Origin of the sequence: Psychrobacillus sp. BM2, from assembly GCF_048572895.1 — a bacterium.
GTDB lineage: Bacteria > Bacillota > Bacilli > Bacillales_A > Planococcaceae > Psychrobacillus.
In genome coordinates, this window is the sequence record NZ_CP183878.1 from 2,864,686 (window position 1) to 2,889,717 (window position 25,032).

23 protein-coding genes, 1 tRNA gene and 1 other RNA gene are annotated in these 25,032 nt (G+C 36.6%); 9 read left to right on the forward strand and 16 right to left on the reverse strand.

Annotated features, from left to right (window positions below; genetic code table 11):
• Nucleotides 1-272 precede the first annotated feature (272 nt).
• Nucleotides 273-452, forward strand: coding sequence for a helix-turn-helix domain-containing protein (locus tag ACN6MX_RS14060; RefSeq protein ID WP_419959492.1), 180 nt, complete (start codon nt 273-275; stop codon nt 450-452).
• A 95-nt stretch (nt 453-547) separates the two neighbouring features.
• Here the strand turns inward: ACN6MX_RS14060 and ACN6MX_RS14065 are convergent, their stop codons facing one another.
• Nucleotides 548-1,924 carry a hypothetical protein gene (locus ACN6MX_RS14065; protein WP_419959493.1) on the reverse strand — a complete coding sequence of 459 codons (1,377 nt, stop codon included), beginning with the start codon at nt 1,922-1,924 and terminating at the stop codon, nt 548-550.
• 437 nt (nt 1,925-2,361) lie between these two features.
• Between ACN6MX_RS14065 and ACN6MX_RS14070 the strand changes: the two genes are divergently transcribed.
• From ACN6MX_RS14070 to ACN6MX_RS14085, 4 genes are all read left to right on the forward strand, one after another.
• Entirely contained in the window at nt 2,362-2,955 is a 594-nt protein-coding gene (locus ACN6MX_RS14070) for a hypothetical protein (RefSeq protein WP_419959494.1), read from the forward strand.
• Nucleotides 2,942-4,711 (forward strand): DNA primase family protein, encoded by a 1,770-nt coding sequence (locus tag ACN6MX_RS14075; protein WP_419959495.1) that lies wholly within the window; start codon nt 2,942-2,944, stop codon nt 4,709-4,711. Before ACN6MX_RS14070 ends, ACN6MX_RS14075 begins: the two co-directional genes overlap by 14 nt.
• 42 nt (nt 4,712-4,753) lie before the next feature.
• Nucleotides 4,754-5,011: a helix-turn-helix domain-containing protein gene (locus ACN6MX_RS14080; protein WP_419959496.1), complete on the forward strand. Its 258-nt coding sequence runs from the start codon at nt 4,754-4,756 to the stop codon at nt 5,009-5,011.
• Nucleotides 5,012-5,113: 102 nt separating this feature from the next.
• Nucleotides 5,114-6,286, forward strand: a complete 1,173-nt coding sequence (locus ACN6MX_RS14085; protein ID WP_419959497.1) for a tyrosine-type recombinase/integrase — start codon at nt 5,114-5,116, stop codon at nt 6,284-6,286.
• A gap of 133 nt (nt 6,287-6,419) precedes the next feature.
• Here the strand turns inward: ACN6MX_RS14085 and ssrA are convergent.
• From ssrA to ACN6MX_RS14145, 12 genes are all read right to left on the reverse strand, one after another.
• Nucleotides 6,420-6,773, reverse strand: a transfer-messenger RNA (tmRNA) gene (gene ssrA, locus ACN6MX_RS14090).
• Between the two features lie 90 nt (nt 6,774-6,863).
• A complete protein-coding gene (gene smpB, locus ACN6MX_RS14095) occupies nt 6,864-7,331 on the reverse strand; it encodes an SsrA-binding protein SmpB (RefSeq protein ID WP_419959498.1) in 468 nt (155 codons plus the stop codon).
• A 239-nt stretch (nt 7,332-7,570) separates the two neighbouring features.
• On the reverse strand, nt 7,571-9,883 hold the full coding sequence (rnr, locus tag ACN6MX_RS14100) for a ribonuclease R (RefSeq protein WP_419959499.1): 2,313 nt from the start codon (nt 9,881-9,883) through the stop codon (nt 7,571-7,573).
• A gap of 42 nt (nt 9,884-9,925) precedes the next feature.
• The gene (locus ACN6MX_RS14105) at nt 9,926-10,672 is read right to left on the reverse strand and encodes an alpha/beta hydrolase (RefSeq protein WP_419959500.1); all 747 of its coding nucleotides are present in this window, start codon (nt 10,670-10,672) and stop codon (nt 9,926-9,928) included.
• 402 nt (nt 10,673-11,074) lie between these two features.
• Entirely contained in the window at nt 11,075-11,302 is a 228-nt protein-coding gene (gene secG / locus ACN6MX_RS14110; RefSeq protein ID WP_419959501.1) for a preprotein translocase subunit SecG, read from the reverse strand.
• Between the two features lie 361 nt (nt 11,303-11,663).
• Complete coding sequence (eno, locus tag ACN6MX_RS14115) at nt 11,664-12,959, reverse strand: phosphopyruvate hydratase (protein WP_419959502.1); 1,296 nt, start codon at nt 12,957-12,959, stop codon at nt 11,664-11,666.
• 2 nt (nt 12,960-12,961) lie between these two features.
• Nucleotides 12,962-14,500, reverse strand: a complete 1,539-nt coding sequence (gene gpmI / locus ACN6MX_RS14120) for a 2,3-bisphosphoglycerate-independent phosphoglycerate mutase (protein ID WP_419959503.1) — start codon at nt 14,498-14,500, stop codon at nt 12,962-12,964.
• The gene (gene tpiA / locus ACN6MX_RS14125) at nt 14,493-15,254 is read right to left on the reverse strand and encodes a triose-phosphate isomerase (RefSeq protein ID WP_419959504.1); all 762 of its coding nucleotides are present in this window, start codon (nt 15,252-15,254) and stop codon (nt 14,493-14,495) included. The genes gpmI and tpiA overlap by 8 nt, the downstream gene beginning before the upstream one ends.
• Before the next feature lie 15 nt (nt 15,255-15,269).
• A complete protein-coding gene (locus ACN6MX_RS14130; protein ID WP_419959505.1) occupies nt 15,270-16,454 on the reverse strand; it encodes a phosphoglycerate kinase in 1,185 nt (394 codons plus the stop codon).
• A gap of 279 nt (nt 16,455-16,733) precedes the next feature.
• Nucleotides 16,734-17,741 carry a type I glyceraldehyde-3-phosphate dehydrogenase gene (gene gap / locus ACN6MX_RS14135; RefSeq protein WP_419959506.1) on the reverse strand — a complete coding sequence of 336 codons (1,008 nt, stop codon included), beginning with the start codon at nt 17,739-17,741 and terminating at the stop codon, nt 16,734-16,736.
• Between the two features lie 12 nt (nt 17,742-17,753).
• Complete coding sequence (locus ACN6MX_RS14140) at nt 17,754-18,791, reverse strand: sugar-binding transcriptional regulator (RefSeq protein WP_419959507.1); 1,038 nt, start codon at nt 18,789-18,791, stop codon at nt 17,754-17,756.
• A gap of 226 nt (nt 18,792-19,017) precedes the next feature.
• Nucleotides 19,018-19,248: a glutaredoxin family protein gene (locus tag ACN6MX_RS14145; protein ID WP_419959508.1), complete on the reverse strand. Its 231-nt coding sequence runs from the start codon at nt 19,246-19,248 to the stop codon at nt 19,018-19,020.
• A gap of 139 nt (nt 19,249-19,387) precedes the next feature.
• On the opposite strand from ACN6MX_RS14145, the gene ACN6MX_RS14150 reads away from it, so the two are divergent.
• Nucleotides 19,388-19,912 (forward strand): RNA polymerase sigma factor, encoded by a 525-nt coding sequence (locus ACN6MX_RS14150; protein ID WP_419959509.1) that lies wholly within the window; start codon nt 19,388-19,390, stop codon nt 19,910-19,912.
• Nucleotides 19,887-20,639 (forward strand): hypothetical protein, encoded by a 753-nt coding sequence (locus tag ACN6MX_RS14155; protein WP_419959510.1) that lies wholly within the window; start codon nt 19,887-19,889, stop codon nt 20,637-20,639. Before ACN6MX_RS14150 ends, ACN6MX_RS14155 begins: the two co-directional genes overlap by 26 nt.
• A 216-nt stretch (nt 20,640-20,855) precedes the next feature.
• Here ACN6MX_RS14155 and ACN6MX_RS14160 read toward each other — a convergent pair whose 3' ends face one another.
• Both ACN6MX_RS14160 and ACN6MX_RS14165 read right to left on the reverse strand, forming a co-directional pair.
• Nucleotides 20,856-21,668 (reverse strand): TPM domain-containing protein, encoded by an 813-nt coding sequence (locus ACN6MX_RS14160; protein WP_419959511.1) that lies wholly within the window; start codon nt 21,666-21,668, stop codon nt 20,856-20,858.
• Entirely contained in the window at nt 21,668-22,246 is a 579-nt protein-coding gene (locus ACN6MX_RS14165; RefSeq protein WP_419959512.1) for a LemA family protein, read from the reverse strand. Before ACN6MX_RS14165 ends, ACN6MX_RS14160 begins: the two co-directional genes overlap by 1 nt.
• A 401-nt stretch (nt 22,247-22,647) precedes the next feature.
• Here ACN6MX_RS14165 and ACN6MX_RS14170 point away from each other — a divergent pair, with 401 nt between their 5' ends.
• A complete protein-coding gene (locus ACN6MX_RS14170; RefSeq protein WP_419959513.1) occupies nt 22,648-23,577 on the forward strand; it encodes a catalase in 930 nt (309 codons plus the stop codon).
• A gap of 507 nt (nt 23,578-24,084) precedes the next feature.
• Here the strand turns inward: ACN6MX_RS14170 and ACN6MX_RS14175 are convergent.
• Nucleotides 24,085-24,156, reverse strand: a tRNA-Arg gene (locus tag ACN6MX_RS14175).
• A gap of 162 nt (nt 24,157-24,318) precedes the next feature.
• Here ACN6MX_RS14175 and clpP point away from each other — a divergent pair.
• Nucleotides 24,319-24,915 (forward strand): ATP-dependent Clp endopeptidase proteolytic subunit ClpP, encoded by a 597-nt coding sequence (gene clpP / locus ACN6MX_RS14180; RefSeq protein WP_419959514.1) that lies wholly within the window; start codon nt 24,319-24,321, stop codon nt 24,913-24,915.
• Nucleotides 24,916-25,032 lie beyond the last annotated feature (117 nt).

Consider the following 25,032-nt stretch of genomic DNA (forward strand, 5'->3'; position numbering starts at 1 on the left):
GCAGTATCTGCACAAAATGCACTATTAAACTGTTTATAGATTTGATCAAACGAAAAGAATAAAGGAATAACCTGAGACTTGGAAAAGTAAAACGCAAGAAGGCATTCAGTAAATGCCTTCTTGCGCTTCCAATTTCAATAAATCTTTTAATCAAAATAAGTCTTAAACTGTAAATATCACTTTTTTTATAAGGACTTCATAATCGAAATTAAACGTTCATGGTCAAATAAGGTAAACAATAATTCAATACAACGAAAGGCTGTGATTGAATTATGTTTCATGATTATGATGATATATTAACAGTTGAAGAATTAATGGAAGTACTTAAAATCGGTAAAAACACTGCCTATAGTTTACTTAATACTGGGCAAATTAAATCAATCAGATTTGGAAGAACACACAGAATACCGAAAAGTAGTGTACTAGACTACATTATTCAAAAGTCTAGGTAAATTAATACCTCTTGCAAAAATACATATTTCCGTAAAATTCAGTACTACTCAATAAGCTATGGCATGATGAAAAAAGGATAACAAGGCGATTAGAATTAGTCTTGTTTTTTGTATTTATGTGGGTAGTTAAATTTCATAAATACTTCATAAAAGTCACCATAGCTTTCACTTTCCGTAAACTGATTTATAGATTTTTTCAAAGGATTCCTGGCTCTATAAAAACTTTTATATGCATAACCATATGCTTCGAATATCGTTTTTTCTTTAACAGCTTTATTGTCGAGAAATACTTTCTCTAACACGTTTTCGTAATTTACTCCGTCGTATATTTTTATTTCATCAGCAATAACCTTTTCTAATATATCGCTAAATGGCTCCATTTGGGAAAATGCATCGTATATAGTAAAGTCTATATTAATATTTTCGGGTATGTCCTGCCAATCGACTTGTGATTCGTTTCTCATAAATTCAATTAGTGTTCTTTTCATTTCTTTAAATAGCACATTAAATATTAACCAAGTCATTTTATCTAAAAACATCATTTTATTATAATATTCATTATTTATTAAAAACGCTTTTACACCCAAATTATTTATTTTCGTAGCTTTACTAATTTCTTCAAATTTATACTTTTTAGAATCTTTATGATACAAATCATCTTCGTTCCTCTCATATTCTTCTCTCAAAAAATATGAATCATTTACAAACATTGATAAAGCTTTATGAATATCAAGAAGATTAGTTGCTTCATTGAATAGATATAAATTTAATGATTTATTAAGTTTATCATTCTTACATTTGTTTAATGATAATATAAAATCTTTAAAATCTACTTGAGCGCTTATAAATTTTTCAACTTCGATAGGATTTTCACTTTTAGTAAAATGTAGTGGGAGTTTACTCTTCTTTACAATTACCATTTCATTGTAATTTTTCACATTAATATCTTTATTGTCTTCAAGGGTATAACCAAGAGCATAAATATACCAAGGCAATAATAACTTTGGAATATTAAAATATATTATTTCGGCATTAATTTCGGCTGCATATATAATATCATCTTTATTATTTTGATGATCAAGCGTCAATAAGTACTCTTTTAACTGAGTCATAAAAGTATCAGCATCTTGGAAAAAGACTTTTTTAAATAATTCTGAATGTTTCTCCCTATTTTTCGCATTTCTGAAAAATTTTTGGATATTCAAAATAGAATCATTTAATACCGACACAATAGCATCTGAAATAAACGTTTGAAACAAATTATCATAATCTCTCGGTTTGCATATCTGAGGTAACCTCAAATCATCATACATATTTTTGCTATTTGTAACTAAATAAAAAAATGTCTCTATCTTATGGTTCAGGATATCTACATTATATTTCCCGTCTTTCCTTTTCCATTTAAAATATGGTCTTAATCTATTTCCAATAACTTCTTTTCTAACCGACCTCATATTGTTATAGTAACTCATCAAAAACTCCCCCACTCAAATAAAAAAGTATGTTCTATGTTCCAGTATTCACTTGAAAATATAATAACTACTTTTTCTTTGTACATCAAAGAGTATTTTACTTCAACTGAATATACTAAAACAATCTTTCCTTTCTTGGAACATTGGAACATTATAAATAATTACCTACCAAGCTGATATTACAAAAAAGAATTACTCCACGCTATGGAACATTGGAACCAGAATAATATTACAATCAAAAAAATTTGACTTTTAAATCTCGGATAAAATTCGAATCACACAAATATAACCTTTTATTATAAAAAATCATTTCAAAAAAATATATTTAAAAAAGTAGAGAAATGGATGACTTTTAAAATTATATTTACTTTTGGATTTTAAATATATTAGGATGTATCATCTTGAAAGATGAATAAAAACAAGAGAGGGTTTTAACAATGAAGAGAAAACAAATCCAAAAACGATTTAATGAGTTAGTTGAGCACAGCGAAAAAGATATGAATGATACTACTATTCTACAAATGGAAGATAACCAAATAAAGTTAATGGGTATCATAGGTGCACCTGAACAATTAAATACTGGAATCATTCTGATACAAAAAGAGAATGGTCTATTTATTAAAGGGAAATTCGATCAGTTAAACTTCAACTATTCATCAATTTCCGGGCTGAATAATACGGATACGCTTTATATTGGCGTTGATAATAGAGACTTATTTAATCACCTAATTTATCTAAAGCAAGGGGAGTACTTGGAATATTTTAATTCAAAGACTCAATTAGACATATCAGAAAAACTATATCTGTACTGGGAAACTGACAAAATTGCATGCCTAACTATTTGTGGATTCGATCCTTTTAATTATGAAGTAGTTCGGGAAGTTAGTTATGCATTAGAAAAAAAACAAATCCAACTTTTACAAGTTATCATGCGTCACGCTATCATTTCCAATAACGAATTAACTATATATACTTCGGGTGAGGAAGAATCTTACCTAGAAAGAGAGTTAGACGACTATGACTACGAATAAGAAACATTCCACAAAACAAAAATATAAAAATAACTTTTCGGACTTAAAAAATATTTCACCAATAACTGAAAGTGAGAACTCTTTAGGAAATCTAAAGAGTTCTCAATCTAATAAAAACGATATTTATGAATATTTCAAATCATCCACTTTAAAACAAACAATAACTGAACCGACACTTGAAGATGAATTTATTAAGCAACAAGATTGTTACTCAGAGATCAATCGTTTCGATTTATCTTCTTTAACACTTTCAACTAATCTAAACTATTCATCCTTGGATTCAGTAAGTAGTAATGATGAAGAAAAAGAAACCTTGACTTCATTAACACCACCTCAAAAATATACATTTCGTGTTACTAGACCTGGTGACACTAAAAATACCAGCTCAGATATTAAATTTACTAATCAAAATAAAAAATCAAGTTTTAATAGAGCACAGAAACAAGAAACAACTAAACCTAATAACTTTACAATAGCAAAACTACTTATGAACAAATTTAAGTTCATTAAGATATATGAAACCTTATACTATTGGGATATTGAAAAAAGTCATTATACTAGCTTTTATGGAAAAAGTGCAAATATGTTTATTAGGAGGAATGTACCTGCCGCATTTAAAGGTAATATCAATAAATCAAACATACATGAAATCCTACAATGGATTGATTCACTTATTGAGAATCCTATATCCGAAAATGCACTTTTTAAACGTAAATCATTCGTAGCATTTAAAAACGGTATTGTTGAAATAGAAGATTTTACAATTCATAAACACCATCCAAAATTTTTCTTCACGTCGGTATTAAATGCTAGTTATCCTATTACGAATAATCCAAACGGAAAATATTTCGAAAGATTTATCAACCAAATCACAGGTGATAATGAGGCAATTTATTTACGACTACAAGAACTTTTTGGATACGTGATTTCTGAAATCAGAGAAGTAAAAATATTGCCTTTTCTTTTAGGTCCAAAAGATTCAGGGAAATCAATTATATTGAAGATTTTAGAGCATATTATCGGAAAAGACTTTTTCACAAATTTGAGCTTAGAGCAACTTAATAAACAAGAATATTTAAGTTTGTTATTAGGCAAAAAATTAAATACTTGTGGAGAGGTATCAGAAATTTCACTTACACGGTTGGACACCTTAAAAAAACTATCTGGTGGTGATTATGTAATGGGTAAGCAACTATATGAAGACCCGGTTAACTTTATTAATAGCGCCGTACTATTATTCGCAGGAAATCATTTACCAAAAATAAAAAATCTTGATCATTCTAAAGCCTTTAGTCAACGGTTACTAATTTTCCCTTTCAATCACCCAGTAGCTAAAGATAAGCAAGACAAAAATTTATTCGAAAAACTAAAAAAAGAAACTTCCTACATTGTGCAATGGTCAATGATTGGTTTAAATAGGTTAGTTCAAAATAATTATCAATTCACTACCTCTGAAGAATTAGAAATTATTTTAACAGATTATAACAACGAAACAAACTCTATCGATAGTTTCATTAATTCTTGCTGTATTATAGAACCTTCTGCTAGAATTCACAATTCTACATTATATCCAGCATATGAAAACTATTGCTATGAAACCGACAAAACACCAAAAAGCTATAACTATTTTACTGAGCATTTGAAGTCTCTTAAATTTATTAAATCTCGTATTAGAATAAAAGAGGACAATAAAAATGGTTTTTACGGAATTAAACTAATAGAAGAACTCGAAAACGAAGAAATCGCTGGTCAATAATTATAATTAATCTTACTACCTAATACCCAAGGAGTTGTAGTTATGTTATTAAATGAAATTTCAAATGAAAAATTACATCAGTCAATTATCACCGCAATTAATGAAGGTATTTCGAAATCATTTCAGCCATTCACAAATAAAGAATGGTTGACCTTATCCGAAGGTGCAAAATACGCCGGAGTGTCTCATAACACTTTTATGAAGTTTCGGGAAATGGGATTGAAAGTGTGTCAGCTTGATGGTGTTAGACGCGTATCAAAAAAGGAAATTGATAGCTTTTTAGAAAGGAACAGCTACTAGGTAGTATTGAGAGGTTTTATCTTTAGTTTCGATTATAATATCACTAGAGGTAAACCCTCTCCTTATTCACTTGCCCCCGCAACTGATACAGGAGGAATTATCATGGTAAAGAAAAAAGTATCACCAATCAAAAGCTATAAACTGAAAAGTGGTGAGACCCGATACGAGTTTCCTGCTTATTTAGGTGTTGATCCACTAACCGGTAAACAGAAGCGAACATTGAAGCGTGGCTTTAAAACACGTAAGGAAGCGGAATTAGCATTAGCTCGTATTAAGCTAGATGTTGCAAATGGTACGTACCAACAAGAACGTGCTGAAACGTATCAAGAAGTTTACGACCTTTGGGTAAAGCAATATGAGAAGACTGTGGAAGAAAGCACATTTGTAAAAACAACCGGCGTCTTTAAAAATCATATTCTTCCTTCGATGGGGGCGTATAAAATTGAAAAAATACATGTAGACGTATGTCAGAAGCATGTGGATGAATGGGCATTGAAGTTAAAGAAATTCCGTATGGTAAAAGCATATGCTGCTAAGGTACTGGACTTTGCGATTAAGCGTAGCTATATACAAACAAATCCGTTTGCACTAGTAGATTTGCCCGCTAACACTTCAAAGAAGGATATAGGAGCAGATGACGACGAAGCAGAGAACTTCTACACACGGGAGCAGCTTAAAGAGTTCCTATCATGCTTAGAGAGTGAAAGTAACCACAAAGCGTATGTCCTATTCCGCTTACTCGCTTTCAGCGGAATGCGTAAAGGTGAAGCGCTGGCTCTTACATGGGATGACCTAAACTTCAAAACAAATGAACTGCGCATCAACAAGGCCCTTTCACGAGGTAAAGATAGCAAACTATATAGAAAATCTACGAAAACAGGTGTTGCTCGTACAATTAAAATGGACGACAAGACAATGGCTGTTTTAAAAGAGTGGAAGAAAAAGCAAAAGCAAAATTATTTAGTGCTTGGCTTCAATACAATGCAACCAAAACAGCTTGTATTTAGCAATGAACAGAATGAATACTTACAGCCTACAAAGACTCGTAAATGGATTATACACGTTCAAACAAAGTATAAGTTAGCCACGATTACCACGCATGGTTTACGTCATACGCATTGTTCCCTACTATTTGAAGCTGGTGCTAGTTTAAAAGAAGTTCAAGTTCGTTTAGGTCACACTGATGTAAAAACAACTATGGATATTTACACGCATGTTACGCAGAAAGCAAAAGATGAAGCAATACTGAAGTTCGCCAGCTACATTGAAATGTAGTGGGTGACTACGCTTTGACTACGTTTTTGACTACGTTCGATTGATACTCATTGAAACTAGATGACATAGACAAAAAGAAAAAACCCTTGATATACAAGGGTTTTGACACTGTATGAAATCATATGATTTCGTAATATGGAGACGGCGGGATTTGAACCCGCGTCCAGAAACTCTAACACTTAAGCTTCTACGCGTGTATCTTACCTATTTAGATTTCGCGTAGCACTATGCCGATAAGCGGGCGTTGTGTACGCTAACTTGGAAATCTCTTGCAGACAGCTCAAGTGGCACTGCCTACCGTATCCCACTAAAGTTGAGCTTTACCTAGCCACATGGGCGATGGGTAGATAAAGCAGATCCGAGCTTACGCTGCGAATGCTAAGTTGTTGTTTGTTTTGCCTGTTGTTATAAGTTCCGTTTTTACGGAGCCGAGCCTCCGACGCGCAACTCAAGCTCAGACTATCCCTGTCGAATCCATAACGTCCCCGTTTATGGAATATGTTGCTTAGTTACATAGCTTACTATACATCAAATATGGTCAAAATTCAAGTGATACATTCTACCAGTTATGGTAATGCTACTGGTTACGTTCTTTAAATGCTCTTTCCATATCACGTTTAGCCTCTTTTTTCTTCAAGACGTCCCGTTTATCGTAATCTTTTTTCCCTTTACCTAGACCTATCAATACTTTAGCATAGCCACTTTTCAAGTACATTTTCAGCGGCACGATTGTGTAGCCGTCTCTTTTTGTATCACCGATTAATGTACTGATTTGTTTTTTATGCAGCAATAGCTTTCTAGCTCTTAATGGATCATGGTTAAATCGATTTCCTTGCTCGTATGGACTTATATGCATATTGGAGATCCACGCTTCGTTATTACGAATTCGTATGAATGCATCCTTCAATTGTACCTTCCCATTACGAATAGATTTAATCTCTGTACCTTGGAGAACTATTCCCGCTTCAATCGTTTCTTCAATATAATAATCGTGATTTGCTTTTTTGTTCTGTGCAAGTACCTTATCATCATGCTTTTTTGCCATTTCATTCACCCCATCAAATATGCCCCGCGTATTTGCGCCCAGATTTTTATCGAGCTCGCTCGATAAATTCCTCTAAAAATCTGTGGCATCCGCCGGAGGCTTTCACTTTATTCAGCAAGGGTTTAAGGATCCCCTCTGATTTGTATACATACTTTGCATTCATCTCCCCCTGTAGAATTGGGAGACATCCGCTGAATGAAGTTGAAAACTCAAGAAAGAGCGACTTAGTCATCGCTCTTTTATTTTTTCTTTGGACGTTTACGACGTTGAGATTTTTTCGCAACGGACTCGTAAAACTTCTGCTTTTGCTTTGCTCCTTTTTTCGGACCAGGCTGAGATTGTTCTCTATTTCTAGATTCACTGTTGCCCTTTTTGGACGCATGTATAACCTTTGGTGTTTCTTTTCTAGTGCGTTGGAATGCTTTTTTCATGCCTACGATTTCAAAATCAATCGAAGCTTCTTCTGGTTTTACTGCAGATACTCTAACCGTTACTTCATCACCAATACGGAACTGTTTACCAGCACGCTCTCCAATCATCATCATTTGACGATCGTCAAAACGATAATAATCATCGGTCATATTCGTTACATGTACAAGTCCTTCAATTGTATTCGGAAGCTCGATAAACAGACCAAAGTTCGTTACGGAACTAACAATCCCTTCAAATTCCTCGCCGATTTTGTCCGCCATATACTGTGCTTTTTTAAGTGCATCTGTATCACGCTCTGCATCTACTGCGCGACGTTCACGTTTAGACGTATGCTCTGCAATATCGTCCATAATAGCTCCCCAATGATTAATGGTAGCCTGGGACACGTCTTCATCTACCAAGTACGTACGTATTAAACGATGGACGATTAAATCCGGATAACGACGAATTGGAGATGTGAAATGTGTATAAAACTCGGTTGATAAACCAAAATGTCCTAGACATTCCGAATAGTATTTCGCTTGTTGTAATGAACGTAGTAGCATTGTAGATATAACAGGCTCTTCAGGCATTCCTTCAATGTTCTCGATAATTTCCTGTAATGCTTTTGGATGTACTTCATTTCCAGTCCCTTTAACCACAATCCCGAAATTCGTAAGGAAATTAAAGAATCTTTCTAGTTTTTCAGGCTTTGGATCTTCGTGAATACGGTAAATGAAAGGTACATCCATCCATTTAAAATGCTCGGCAACTGTTTCATTGGCAGCAAGCATGAACTCTTCAATCAGACGCTCTGCAACCGTTCGTTCTCTTATTGCGATATCAGTTGGCCAACCGTCTTCATCTACAAGAATTTTAGCTTCTGGAAAATCGAAGTCAATTGCACCACGTCTTTCACGTTTCGTACGAAGGACTTCCGCAAGCTCTCCCATTAGTTCGAACATCGGAACTAAGTCTTTATAACGTTCTATTAATGCTTCATCTTTTTCTTCTAGAATTTTGTAAACGTCTGAATATGTCATTCTTTCAGTTGTACGAATGACACTTTGGAATATTTCATGAGACGTTACTGTACCAGAACCATCGATAGTCATTTCACAGGATAATGTTAAACGATCTACTTGTGGATTTAACGAACAAATTCCGTTTGACAAACGATGAGGAATCATTGGAATAACACGGTCCGCCAAGTATACACTTGTTCCACGGTCATAGGCTTCACGGTCTAATGGTGATCCTTCCGTTACATAATGACTTACGTCAGCGATATGTACGCCTAGTTTATATGTACCATCCGAATTTTTCGTAACAGTTACTGCATCATCTAAGTCTTTCGCATCTGCTCCGTCAATTGTTACGATGACTTCATTCCGAAGATCGCGGCGATTTTCCATGTCCTTCTCATCAATTGAATCTGGAACAGCTTCTGCTTGGTTGATCACTTCTTCTGGGAAGTCGATTGTAATTCCATGCTTATAAATAATAGAAAGTATATCAACACCGGGATCATTTTTATGACCTAGAATTTGTTTTACCATTCCTGTAGCGGATTTTCTTTCATTTGGCCATTCAGTAATTTCTACGACTACCTTATGCCCTTCAATCGCACCAAGTGTATCTCCCTTTGCGATAAATACATCCATAGGAACCTTCTTGTCATCTGGTATTACAAATCCAAAGCCTTTATTGTCCTGGAATGTTCCAACAACCTGCGTCATGCCGCGTTGGGTAATTTTAATAATAGAACCTTCTCTTCGGTCTCCAGATGAATCCTTGGAAATTCGTACAAGTACTTTGTCTCCGTTAACTGCTCCGTTTACTTCAGTAGGTGGTATGAAAATATCATCCATTCCGCTCTCTTCAGGAGTAACGAAACCGAATCCTTTTGCATGTCCGATGAATTTCCCAACTATTAAATTCATACGGGAAGGAATCCCATATCTATTCGATCTAGATCGAACGACTAAACCCTGCTCCTCCATTTGGACAAGTGTTTTCACTAATTCTTTAAAATCATCTGCGTCTGTCAGATTATAGTGTTGTTCTAACTCTTTCGTTGTTAAAGGTTTATATTCTTCTGTGTTCATTAATTCGAGTAATTGTTCTTTCATGTTTTCCATCTAACATCCCTCCTTTTTCAGCGTGTGCACTTTTGGACTGTTTTACACATTCCAATCAAGCGACTCTAAAAAGTTTAATATATCTTCATGCAATTGTTCTTTTTCTGAGCCAAGTGTGATGACATGCCCTGAGTTCTCATACCAATTAAGGTTTTTCTCAAATGACTCTGCCTGTTCAAAAATATAATTGGCAGAATTGATATCAATGACCTTATCCTGTTTCCCTTGGGTTACTAGAAGCGGGGCATATACATGATCTACATGGTCACGGACATTGTAAACAAATTCTCTTAGCTCAGCCAATGTCTCCATTGGTGTTTTACGAATCGCCTCTACTTCTTCTTCTATTTGCTGTTCGGATTTTCCTTCATACTTTTTATATTCTTTTGCGTATTTTAATACACCTTCAAACATAATATCAGTCGTTTTCATCGTCATTGGAGAGCACATTGTGACAATTCCCTTTACAGGTACTGTATACCCTAACTTCAGTGAAAATACTCCTCCAAGCGATAAACCAGCGACAGCAATTTCCTCATAACCCTCCGATTTTAAACGGTCATATCCACGCATGACGTCTTTCCACCAGTCCTGTGGTCCTGTTTCTAGAAGTTCCTCTGGTGGAACACCATGACCTTTATAATGGGGAGCTAATGAAGTGTATCCGTTTTTTTCTAAAAAACGTCCAAGCATGCGTACATCTGAAGAATTTCCTGTAAAACCATGAAGTAGCAATACCGCACGTTTCCCAGCTTCAAAGAAAAATGGCTTAGGAGTTGAAATTCGCATATGTATAACCTCCATCGTATTAAGCTTTTCGCATTATTCATCGTACTAATTATTTCATTAATTAGTTTAATATGCCCGAATAATGCCTTATATTTCATATGTATTGATAAATATAAATCAAATATGCCTTGGCGTATTTGCTCCTGCGCGAGCTCGTCGCAGAAAACAATGTGCCCAGATTTTTATCGAGCCCGCTCGATAAGTTCCACTAAAGATCTGTGGCATCCGCCGGAGGCTTTAACTTAATTCAGCAGGGGTTTGTAAACCCCTGCTGAATTAAGTTAAAGAAAACGCCTAACCAATCAGAAGTCGGTCAGGCGGTTCGCATCTGTTTTTATATTCAAAAGGCTATGGCGCAATATTACACCCGCCGCAAACAATAATCCTACTTTTACAATAAAATTAGAATTTAGTAATGGCAATCGTTAAGATAAAAAATAACACTGCAAGTACAATCGTTACTCTATGTAAGACAAGGTCCATACCTCGAGCTTTTTGTTTTCCAAAGAGTTGTTCAGCCCCACCAGAGATGGCTCCTGAGAGACCAGCACTTTTCCCTGATTGTAACAATACAACAACGATCAATGCGATCGCAACGATGACAAGTAAAGTCAATATTAATGCGTGCATTTATTCCACCTCCTGATAAGAACGTTCACAACATAATTAATTTTACCAAATAACAGGAACATTGACAACCTATCACTAAAATATTAGTTAAAAAAATCAGACTGTTCTATGTTACGACTTAGAAATTTATTTACTTGCTCCACTACGACCATTACTTGCGTTCATAAAGAGTTTACTTATCTTCATCCATAACTTACTTGCGCTCATAATTTGTTTACTTGCTCTCCAACCTCATTTACTTGCAGAATGTTAAATTTATCCATTTAATTCTATTTACTTTTTAACTTTATAGGCCAAATAACTTTATACTTCTTTAGCAGTAAAAAAGCAGTTAGCAACCTTCGCTAACTGCTTCGTTTTATTATTTTTTTAAGTTATAGAATGTTTTTTCGCCTAGGTATTGAGCATTTTCGTATAATTGATCTTCAATACGAAGTAATTGGTTGTATTTTGCTACACGGTCTGAACGAGATGGTGCACCAGTTTTGATCTGGCCAGCGTTTGTTGCAACTGCGATGTCTGCAATTGTTACATCTTCTGATTCACCAGAACGGTGAGAGATAATCGCTGTATAACCAGCACGTTTTGCCATTTCAATAGCATCAAATGTTTCTGTAAGTGTACCAATTTGGTTTACTTTTACAAGAATAGAGTTACCTACACCTTGTTCAATTCCTTGCGCTAATTTTTTCGTGTTTGTTACGAATAGATCATCGCCAACCAATTGTACTTTTTTACCTAAACGATCTGTTAATAATTTATGACCAGCCCAGTCATTTTCATCTAAGCCGTCTTCAATAGAGATGATTGGGTATTTATTGCAAAGCTCTTCATACCAAGCAACCATTTCTTCGGAAGTTTTGACAACACCTTCACCAGTTAAATGGTATTTGCCATCTTCTTTATTGAAAAGCTCAGAAGCGGCAACGTCCATTGCTAAAAGTACTTCTTCTCCAGGTTTATAACCAGCTTTTTCAATCGCAGTCATAATAGTAGAAAGTGCTTCTTCGTTGGATTTTAAGTTAGGTGCAAATCCACCCTCGTCTCCAACTGCTGTGTTTAATCCTGCTTCTTTTAATACCGATTTTAGACTATGGAAAATTTCTGCGCCCATACGTAATGCATGGCGGAAAGATTCTGCGCCTACTGGCATTACCATAAATTCTTGGATGTCTACGTTATTATCCGCATGCTCTCCACCATTTACGATATTCATCATTGGAACTGGTAGTTGCTTCGCATTGAATCCACCTAAGTATTGATAAAGTGGTATATCCAAGTAATCTGCAGCTGCATGTGCAACAGCAATTGATACACCAAGGATAGCGTTTGCTCCTAGGTTTCCTTTATTTTCAGTACCGTCTAATTCGATCATCGCTTGGTCAATTTCTACCTGATCCAATACGGAGAAGTTTTCTTCTAGTTCAGCTGCGATAATGTTGTTCACATTTTCTACTGCTTTTAAAACACCTTTGCCTTGATATCTTGACTTGTCACCATCGCGAAGTTCTACTGCTTCATATTCACCAGTAGATGCACCAGACGGAACGATTGCGCGTCCAAATCCACCGCTTTCTGTAAATACTTCAACTTCTACTGTCGGATTACCGCGTGAATCTAATACTTCACGTGCTTGAATTTGTGTAATAATTGGCATTTTTAACTCTCCGTTTCGATTAGTGTTTTACCTGTCATTTCAGGCGGTGTTTCTATCCCTAATAAGTGTAACATGGTTGGAGCCAAATCGGCTAAAATTCCGTCACTTCTTAGTGTTTTATCTTTCACTGTAACTACAACTGGTACAGGATTTGTCGTATGGGCTGTCATTGGTTGCCCTTCCATCGTCGTTACTTCATCTGAATTACCATGATCTGCTGTAATAATTGCATGCCCGCCCTTTGCTAAAAGTGCATCGACCACTTTACCTAAGCAATCGTCTACTGCCTCAATTGCTTTAATCGTTGGTTCTAGCATTCCGCTATGTCCTACCATATCGGGGTTAGCAAAGTTTAATATAATCGCATCGAATCGATCATTAGCAATTGCATCTAACAAGGCATCCGTTACTTCATAAGCACTCATTTCAGGCTGTAAATCATATGTAGCAACCTTTGGCGAGTTGATCAGTATACGCTCTTCTCCCTGGAAGGTTGCTTCTCTTCCGCCACTCATAAAGAATGTTACATGCGGATACTTCTCCGTCTCTGCAATACGTAATTGTGTTTTGCCATGCTTCGAAAGTACTTCCCCTACTGTGTTATAGAGATCCGCTTTTTCGAATACCACATCTGCCACAACATCATCACTATAATGAGTGAACGTCACAAATTTTAAATTCGTCGGATGCTTGTCACTTAAAGGCAGACTATCAAATGATGGGGTGTTTATAGCCATCGATAATTGAATAGCACGGTCAGGACGGAAATTAAAGAAAATTACGGCATCGTTCGTATCAATCGTTACTGCAGGTTTTCCGTCTTCCTCAATAACAAATGGAACAACAAACTCATCCACAATATCCTCTTCATAAGAAGCTAAAATACCAGCAGATGCAGATTCTGCAGTACGACCTACACCATCCACTATCGCTTCATATGCGAGAAGGACTCTCTCCCAGCGTCGATCACGATCCATTGCATAGTATCTACCACTGATGGATGCAAACTTCCCAATACCGATATCCTTCATTTGTTTCTCAGTTTCTGCTACATAACCAATAGCAGTTCGAGGACCTACGTCGCGGCCATCCAAAAAGCCATGGACAAACACGTCTTCTAACCCTTGTTCTTTTGCAAGCTTTAATAATGCAAATAAATGCGAATAGTGACTATGAACGCCACCATCTGAAAGTAAGCCCATTAAGTGTAATTTCCCACCTGTTTGCTTTACATGGTCAATTGCAGCTAAAAGCTTAGGCTCTAAGAAAAATTCTCCTTCACGAATTGATTTATGAATTCGTGTTAGGTTTTGGTACACTACTCTACCTGCGCCAATATTCAAATGACCAACCTCTGAATTACCCATTTGACCTTCTGGCAAGCCAACTGCTTCTCCAGATGCCGTCAATGTCGCATTCGGAAAGTTATTCCAATATCGATCAAAATACGGTTTGTTTGCTTGAGCAACAGCATTCCCAAACGTTTCATGACGCAATCCAAAACCATCAAGTATGATTAATGCTACTGGACTTTTAGGCATTTGCACCAGCCTCCAATAATTTCACAAAAGAATCTACTTGTAGGCTTGCTCCTCCTACTAGTGCACCGTCAATATGCTCCTTCGAAAGAAGCTCTTCAATATTTTCAGGTTTCACGCTACCGCCGTATTGGATACGAACTTTACTTGCTACTTCTTCTCCGTAACCGTCTAGAATAGTTTCACGGATTGCTTGGCATACGTCATTTGCATCGTCTGCAGTAGCCGTTTTTCCAGTTCCAATCGCCCAAATAGGCTCATACGCAATAATTGAATGGATTAGTTGGTCCTCTGATAAACCTTCAATTGCAGCCATTACTTGGTTGGAAACAATCGTTTCTGTTTCCTTTTGCTCACGTTGCTCTAATGTCTCGCCCACACAAATGATTGGAGTTAGTTTATTTTCAAAAGCAGATTTTACTTTTTTATTGACCGATTCGTCTGTTTCATTGAAATATTGACGGCGTTCTGAGTGCCCAATTACAACATATTCAACCCCTAAGTCCTGAAGCTGTTGGCCACTAACCTCCCCAGTAAAAGCTCCTTCTTTTTCCTCGTGCATCGTTTGTGCTCCGATAGAAATGAACGAGCCCTTTGTCGCTTGAACAAGCTGATCTAAAAATAGCGCTGGAGCACAGATTACTGCATCAACCTTCGTGCTATCCACTTGTTGTTCCTTTAACTGAAGTGCAAAATCCTTTGCCTCCCCAAGTGTTTTATACATCTTCCAATTCCCTGCTATTACTGGTTTACGCATATGACATCTCCTCCATTACTTATCGTTTAAAGCAGAAACTCCTGGTAAATCCTTGCCTTCCATAAACTCTAAGGAAGCTCCTCCGCCAGTCGAAATATGATCCATTTTCTCTCCGACTTCGAACTTCTCTACAGCTGCTGCAGAGTCGCCCCCACCGATAATCGTATAGCCAGCTGTTTCAGCCATTGCATTCGATACTGCCTTTGTACCGTTTGCAAATGCATCCATTTCGAATACTCCCATAGGTCCATTCCAAATAATTAGCTTACTATTTTTAATAACGTCCGCGTATAGCTCTCTTGTTTTTGGACCAATATCTAATCCCATCCAATCAGAAGGAATCTGATCGATATCTACTACTTTTGTATTAGCATCCTTCGAAAATTCATCTGCCACTACTACATCAACTGGCAAATAGAAAGAAACACCTTTTTCTTTCGCTTTTTCGATAAAGCCTCTCGCAAGTTCCATTTTATCTTCTTCAAGTAAAGAAGTTCCAATTTCATGGCCTTGTGCTTTCGTAAATGTATACGACAAGCCACCACCTATTAAAATATTATCTACTTTGTCCAATAAATGATCGATAACGCCAATTTTATCTTTGACTTTTGCTCCACCAATAATCGCCGTAAATGGACGCTCAGGCTCAGCTAAAGCTTTTCCTAATACATCTAACTCTTTTTGCATTAATAACCCTGAAACAGCTGGAAGTAATTTTGCGATACCTTCTGTCGTAGCATGTGCACGATGCGCAGCACCAAATGCATCATTAACATAGACATCAGCAAGCTTTGCAAAGGACTTTGCTAGCTCGGTATCATTCTTTTCCTCACCTGCATGGAAACGAACATTTTCTAATAATACGATGTCCCCGTCTTTCATAGCTGAAACTGTATTCTCTACAGTCTCTCCGATAGATTCATCTAGTTTTTTTACTGGCTTATCCAAAAGTTTTGCTAAATGCTCTCCAACCTTAGTCAAACGTAAGTCTTCCTTCACTTCACCTTTAGGTCGTCCCATATGGCTTGCCAGAATCACTTTCGCGCCCTGTTCGATTAAAGAATTGATCGTTGGAAGTGCTGCACGAATTCTTGTATCATCCGTGATCGCTCCATCTTCCATTGGCACATTGAAGTCTACACGACAAAATACACGTTTTCCTTGTAAAGCTACATCGCTCATTGTTTGTTTTACCTTCATAAGATAAGCCTCCTTTTAATTATGAAAAGCGCAAGCGCCTACGAAAGCCCTGACAAGCGCTGGAAGACTTGCAAGTAAAGGCGTCCTTTGCCTTTATTCGCAAGTCTGAAGCGACTCGAAGGGCTGGGCGTTGAAGCTAGACAGATATTCTGTTAAAAAAAGGAGCTAGGGGTAATCCCTGGCTCCTTTACCCTTTTTCATTATAGAGGTAATTCTATCGATTCGCCACGAAAAGCCACATTCATGTTATGTGTTTTTCTTAGTCAAATACGAAAAAAATTATAGTCCTTTTTTAGCCATAAGTAATGCTAGGTCGATACAACGTGCTGAATATCCTGATTCGTTATCATACCAAGATAATACTTTCACCATATTGTCGCCAAGTACCATAGTTGAAAGTCCATCAACTGTTGAAGAAGCAGTATTTCCATTATAGTCGATAGATACTAATGGAAGTTCATTGAAATCAAGAATCCCTTTTAATTCGTTTTCAGAAGCTTGTTTTAACGCTGCATTTATTTCTTCTGCTGTTACGTCTTTTTCAAGCTCTGCTACAAAGTCTACTAGAGAAACGTTCGGTGTTGGTACGCGGATTGCCATACCATCCAATTTCCCTTTTAGTTCAGGAAGTACTTTTGCAACAGCTGATGCTGCACCTGTTGTAGTTGGGATCATAGATTCTGCAGCTGCACGAGCACGACGGTAATCACTATGTGGTAAGTCTAAAATACGTTGATCATTTGTGTATGAATGGATTGTTGTCATCATTCCACGTTTAATACCAAATTGATCTTGCAACACTTTTGCAAGTGGTGATAAACAGTTTGTTGTACAAGATGCATTTGAAATTACATGATCTGTTTCAGGATTATATTGATCCGCATTTACACCCATAACAAAAGTAGGCATATCGTCTTTAGCAGGCTGAGATAGAATTACTTTTTTAGCTCCAGCTTCAATATGCTTGCTAGCTTTTTCAGTTGTGCTGAAAATTCCAGTACATTCAATAACGATATCGATTTCTTGCTCTTTCCATGGTAATGCTGCAGGATCTTTTTCAGCGAACACGCGAATGCTTTGACCGTTTACAATAAGATAATCTCCTTCAGAAGAAACATCTGCATTCAAAATTCCATGAACTGAATCATATTTCAATAGATGTGCAAGCATTGCAGCATCTGTTAAATCATTGATCGCTACTACTTCTAATTCTGTTTGTTCTAAAGCTTCTCTAAATACTTTACGTCCAATACGTCCGAAACCATTAATCGCTAATTTTACTGTCATTTTAAATTCCTCCTAGTTGTTTTGTTCAATTATTTGTATCATTTCTCGTGCTGCACCTTCATCGGTAACTAAAACCGTTTGAGCTGGTGCTTGTTTAAAATATGATAATAGAGCATTTGCTTTTTTAGTGCCTCCAGCTACTGCTAGAAGATGCTCCATATTTCCTAATTGCTTTAGTTGAACTCCAATCGTGCGAATTCTGTGTACTGCTTCACCTTGGTCATTAAAGTAATATCCAAAGGCCTCACTAACTGCACCGATTTCTTTCAAACGTTGCATTTCTTCTAAACTAGAATTTCTTCGGTGAGCCATCTCAAGTGCATCCCCAATACCATGAATAATGATATTAGTTCGTTCGTATAAATCCATCATTTCTTTTATAAAAGGTTCGTTTTTCATCGTAGAGTAAGCTTCCTCACTCAGGCTGTCCGGCATGTATAACGTTCGATAAGAACCATTCATTTTATTGGCAAATAAAGAGGCAATCGTATTGGCTTGAAGGCGAACATCCTTACCAACTCCACCTCTTGCAGCTATGAATAATAGTCTCTTCCACTTATCAGTTTGATGAACATAATTCGAAATGGAAGCAATCGTTGTTCCGCCAGTTACAGCAATGATGGACTCATCTGATAATATACTTTCCAAATATTTTGCCGCTTCTTTTGACTGAAGCAACGCAGTATTTGTATTAGTATCTACATTTCCTGGAACAATTATCACTTCTTTTATTTTTAAATAATTGGCAAGTGATTGTTCAAGTTGCAATCTACCAGACCATTCTCGTACAACTTCTTTAAGCTCTATCAATAAATCATTTCCACTAGAAGTTATACTAGCTCCATCTCTCGATATCTCTATAAATCCCTGATTGCGCAAAAAGTCTAATTCTTTTCTAGTTTCTCTTTCTGACAATCCTAAAAGGTCACCAATCACTCTTCGACCGGATCCAGCAGACAATTGAATCGTTTGAAGTATTCGATACCTTTTTTGTAACAAGATGCTCATCTCAGGCATTAGCTTTAACTGAGCCTGTAGTAACGAATCCATTTTTCACATCCCAACTAATTGTGACGTTATTGTCCCACCATTACTTTTTTTGTCCCATGCACTTAAAAAAATTTAATTTCTAAATTAAGCTTACATTAATATATTCCCAATAGCAAGAATTTGAAACATCATCGAAAAGAAAATTATTCCAAAAATTCTTATGTTGCGATTATGAGGTCCTATGTTGCGATTTGACCTCTTCAACTTGCGATTGCCTATAAAATCATCAAAGTAATGCTTCCAAAATAGTCGCGTAATCTACTTGCCCATACTGAATAATTTTATCTTCCAATTTGATGACTGGAATCATCAGCATATATTTTTCATGTAGCACATCATCCTCTTCAATATTTACTTCATTAATCTCAAATACAACATCTTCCCTTACAAGCTTTAGCATCAGCCTTGCATCATCACATAAATGACAGCCTGGTCTTGTGTAAAAATGGACAATCATTTTTTATACCATTCCTTTCGAAAATCATTTGATATATGTTTATTATAGTACTGTTAAAGTTGTTATTCCCTAAATAGGTAAAAATAAAGCGATACTTTTTAATTATCCATTCGTCTATAGCAATAAGGGAGGTCAGAAGATGGAAATGGAACAGCTATACAAAGAGCACAGCGATAGAGTTTATAGCTATATATATTTTCTTATACGTCACAAAGAATGTGCCGAGGATCTTACACAAGAAACATTTTATAAAGCATATAAAGGGCTAGACGGCTTTAACAAGCAAGCTTCAACTGTTACTTGGCTATTAAAAATAGCACGTAATGTGACCTATGACTATTTTCGAAGGAAAAGAGTTATACAATTTTTCACTTTCGGGAAAGAACATGACACAGAAACAAACGACCTCTCCCCAGAGAGTCGATTTGAACAAAAGGAGCAGCTTACTAGAATGTATCACTCCTTAAGTAAACAAAAAAAAGACTACCAAGAAGTCCTGCTCCTACGCAAAATACAAGAATATTCGATTCAGGAAACCGCCTATATACTTGGCTGGACCGAGGCAAAAGTAAAGATGAAAACGACCCGAGCACTTGAGGCACTTAAAAAGGAATTTCATCAGGAGGGAGGTCATGCAAATGGAACCATCAAAAGAATTCGATGAGCTTTTTGAAGAAATGAAAACCGTGGAGCGTACCGAAGAAGCGGAGGAAAATACGTGGCTATCCTTAAAGGCTAAAATAGAAACAAAAAGAAAACGCCATATACTCCCTATGTTTATTTCGTTAGCCATAGTAGCGATTGCCTCTTTTCTAGTCATTACTTTTATCAATCCTTCGGAAACAGAGCAAGCAACTCAAGCCCTTACTAATGAAGAAGTTATTAAAGCAGTACTAGAAAAAGAATATAATGGACCAGATATGGAAATTTCACGCTTATTGAACGATTGGTGGAACCTCCAGAGCACAACGAAAACAGAGACTCAAGAAGAGTACGATCAACTTTTAGAATCAAAAGAATATAAAGATTTTATGAATTATTATCAAATCACTTTTGGAGAATACTTTACTGATAACATGCTAACAAATGCTATCAGTTCAAATTTAGTTTTCAAATATAATCATTATCTAATAGATAATGACCTAGAAATGCATTTAGAAAACGTCAAAATTGTACAGGAAAAAGATCATCCAACAATCTATCGTCCCATCATAGAGATCTCCCTAACAAATAACCAAGGACAGAGAATTTTTCATACAGTGCGAGAAGAATTTATCTTTTCTACATCAGAGCCCGGGAAAATAGGTAGATATAACATAACTCAAGATGGGGATGGAGTAAATCTTCGAGTGAAAATAAGCAATTTTAGCGAATATGTTGAAAGCAATTAAGATGTAAGAACACCCTCTATAGGGGATACAGTTCTTTCAATACTCTTTGCTCCAATAGTAAGATTTACTCGATTGAAAAAACAGAGAGAAATCTCTACGGATGTACATCCGATAAAAATCAAATAACTCTAGCATAACAATGAAACATTAATAATGAAAAAAACCAACTGATTGTTGGTTTTTTCCTTTTGAGACTTTATTCAAGATAAGCTTATTTCACCACTTACGACCTGCTCCTCCACCACCGGAGCTGCCGCCACCAAAACCTCCAAAGCCACCGCCAGAACTTCTTCTACCTCCTCCAAAGCCTCCACCGAAACCACCTGGCCCGAACATTCCAGTGCTATTACGTCTTCCACCTGAACCAGTACCGCCTCCGCCTCCTCTCATCATCGTAATAATTAAGTAAATAACAACTGCTATTACAATGATTGTAGAAAAGGAAAATCCACCGCCTGTAGAGCCAGCAAGGGGAGAAGGCTCCTGTGGTGTTGCCAACTCTCCGTCCCAACCATACTCTGTTGCAACCTGGTTATATAAAAGTTTATAAGTAGAAAGTACAGCCCCCGGCGCATCACCTTGCTCTAGAAAAGGGTATGTATATTCATCTAATATTCTCCCCACTTTTCCATCGGGCAAAGCACCCTCTAAACCGTAACCGACACCAATATAAACATCGCGGTTACCCTTTTTATTAGGATCCATTTCCAAGATAAAAAGAACTCCATTATCCTTCTCTTCATCTCCAATACCATATCCACGCATCACATCTACCGCATATGTTGCCACATCCTGCCCTTTTAGAGACTCGACAGTCATTACGACAATTTGAGAACCAGTAGCATTTTCTAAATTTTGTCCAAGTGTTTCAATTTCCTTCTCCTGTTCTTCCGATAGAACATTATAGAAATCCTGAACATATAGTTCTCCTGGTATAGCATCTGGAAAATCAGATACAGCAAGCGTTATCAATGGAAATAATAAAGTGAGGAGAAGCGCAAGTGAAATGGCACGTGCACTTTTCCTCATCACTCTCCATCTCCTTCAAAATCTACTACTGGTGCTTCCTTCGCTCCCTCTGCTGCTTTGAAATATTCCTTCTCATCAAAGCCAAACATAGAAGCTACTATACTCCCCGGCATACGTTTTACTTTTTTATTGTACTCCGAAACAACTGTATTATAATCTTGTCTTGCAACAGAAAGTCTGTTTTCTGTCCCAGCAAGTTCATCCATCAATTGTCTGAAGTTTGCATCTGCCTTAAGATCTGGATAATTCTCCACAACAACTAATAATCTACTCAAAGCTCCCGATAGCTCATCATTCGCAGCTGCTTGTGCTTCTGGCGATCCCGCTCCCGCCAATTTAGTTCGAGCATCTGCTATGTTCCCTAGAACCTCTTCTTCATGTGCTGCAAAACCTTTAACTGTATTAACTAAGTTTGGTATTAAATCCATTCTTCGTTGTAGCTGGTTCTCCACTTGTGCATACGCATTATTTACATTTTCTTCTTTGTCTACAAATCCGTTATAACTTGCCATAAATATTCCTGCAATAACAGCAATAATTGCAATGACAATAATAATTGGAACTAGTAATTTTTTCATCGTGTTCACCTCTTAAATAATTATAGTATTATTGTACCTTTAAATCGAAAATACAAAACCTATTATTATTTACGGAACAAGGTAATTTAAGTTTCATATGCTTTGACCTTGAAAATTCCCCAATTATCATTTGGATGAATTTTCCGTTTAGCAAGTAAACAACGATTGAACGCAAGTATCCAATAAAGAGTGCAAGTAAATCTCTCAGAAGAGCAAGTAAACCCCTATGCACCGCAAGTAAATGCCCAAAATGATTAAAAGGAGTTTGGATTTTCCCTACTGAACATTCTATTTGCTGAAAATAACTATTTTTAAGTACTTCATTGTTTAGTTAAAGTATTCAGTGGTAATGATTATTAAGTAGAATCTATCGTTATATTCTAAAAACCGAGGTGATTTTGATGAGTAATTCATTACCACAAGATGCTGTTCATACATTAGAACAAATTCAAGGAAAGTTTCCTGGCTATCGTCGGGCACATGCAAAGGGAGTATTTTATGAAGCTATTTTTACTCCAAATGGCAATGCTATTCCATATACGATAGCAGGACATCTGCAGCAAGAACCAGTATCAGCTACAGTCCGTTTTTCTAATAGCCCTCCAGATCCTACTGCAGCAGACTTCCTATCTCCGGCAAAAGGAATGTCTATCCATTTTCATCAACCAGACGGTTCTATTAGTCAACAAGTGTGTGCGACCATCCCTATGTTCATAACAAAAGATCCAAAAACATTTGTTGAAATGCTCAAAATTTTAGGTTCTCATAAAACTGGTGTACATTCGATTGACTTGGGTTTAGGAATTGTACAGCTTCTCACTACCTTCCCAGAGCATAAGAATACATTGCTCGCACTCAAGGAACAGCTAAAGCAGCCACCAATTAGTTACGCAGCTCTAAATTACTACCCTATACATGCCTTCTATTTAGTTAATGCGGAAGGTAAGCGTCAGGCTGTAAAATACGAGTGGCAACCATTGAAAGAGGAAAAATCAACTTCCATACTCGATCGTATTAGTTTGTCTAAAAATTATTTAAGCGAGGAATTGGAGAAACGACTCGATAAAGGAACTGTATCGTTCGAGCTATATATTCGAATAGCTGAGGACACAGACTCCACAGATGATCCTACCGACACTTGGCCAACAAATAGACAAAAAGTTTTAGTAGGTCAATTAACCATAAATAAAAAAATATTCCCAGCAGAAAGCATTTTGTTCGACCCTACTATCGTTGGCAAAGGTATCGAATTACCAGATGATCCAATTCTCCATTTTAGACATGAGGCATACGCAGTATCGTACGATAGAAGAAATAAAGAAAACAAATAAAGAAAGGGGAAATCCCTCTCTCTATTTGTTAAACAAATTAATGTTGTGAATAACCATGGCCAGAACTACCATAATTCCCATGTGACCATGGGTAGCCATATCCCTGATTCCACGGATAATATGGGTGCATTTGGTAATGTGGGTAGTGTGGGTATTGCGGGTATTGTGGGTAATATGGGTAATGTGAGTATTGTGGATAATACGGGTATCTTTGGTAATGTGGATACCTAGGATAGCCTTCTTGCCGATGCGGACTTTCCTCTCGCCATTCATTTCCATATGGTAAAACCATTCTACTTCGCTCCTCATTTTAAAATAAATTCTCTTTAAAGTATGTATCTTTTTGATGATCGTATGGGTTAAACTAGGGTCTACTATTTTTTAAAAGAATAAAAAACCCTCCGTTTATTTTGCTTTATCGCAAAATAAACGAAGGGTTACGTGATATTATTACATGATCTACGCAATAATATCACGTAGATTCTAAGTGAAACCGTTGAAACAATATGCCCTCGGCGAGGATCGAACTCACATTCCAAGCTTCGGAGGCTTGTGTGTTATCCATTACACTACAAGGGCAAGCGACTTATCTATTATACAAATAGAAGGAATATAATTCAAGCAAACATTTTCAAGCTTAATATTTGACCTTCCTTGACCATAATGTGTATGATAAAGTTACAACTGAGGGAACTTTTCTCAGTAAACTATACTAAACCACCTTTGAAGGAGGCAATCAGGATGAATTTAATTCCTACAGTTATTGAACAAACTAATCGTGGAGAACGTGCATACGACATTTACTCACGATTATTAAAAGACCGCATTATTATGCTTGGAAGTGGTATTGATGACAACGTTGCAAACTCTATCGTTGCTCAATTATTATTCCTAGAAGCAGAAGATCCAGATAAAGACATCTCTATTTACATTAATAGCCCAGGCGGAAGTATCACAGCTGGTATGGCAATTTATGATACAATGCAGTTTATCAAACCAGATATCCAAACAATTTGTATCGGTATGGCTGCTTCTATGGGAGCGTTCTTACTTACTGCCGGAACAATAGGTAAACGTTATGCGCTTCCTAATGCAGAAGTAATGATTCACCAACCACTTGGTGGAGCACAAGGGCAAGCAACAGAAATCGAAATTGCTGCAAAACGTATTTTACATTTACGCGATAAGTTAAACCACATTATTTCTGAACGCACTGGTCAACCAATCGAAGTAATAGCAAGAGACACAGATCGTGATAACTTCATGACTGCTGAACGTGCAAAAGAATATGGTCTTATCGATCACATTATGAATCGTAGAGAAATAAAAAAAGCATAATTAATAGATGAAAATCCCAGGGGATAGTCCTTTGGGATTTTTTTGAACGTTGTTACTTTATCAATTCCAATGAATCTAATCCCTTCAATTGGGCGGATAACATGCTTCCGCGGGCGC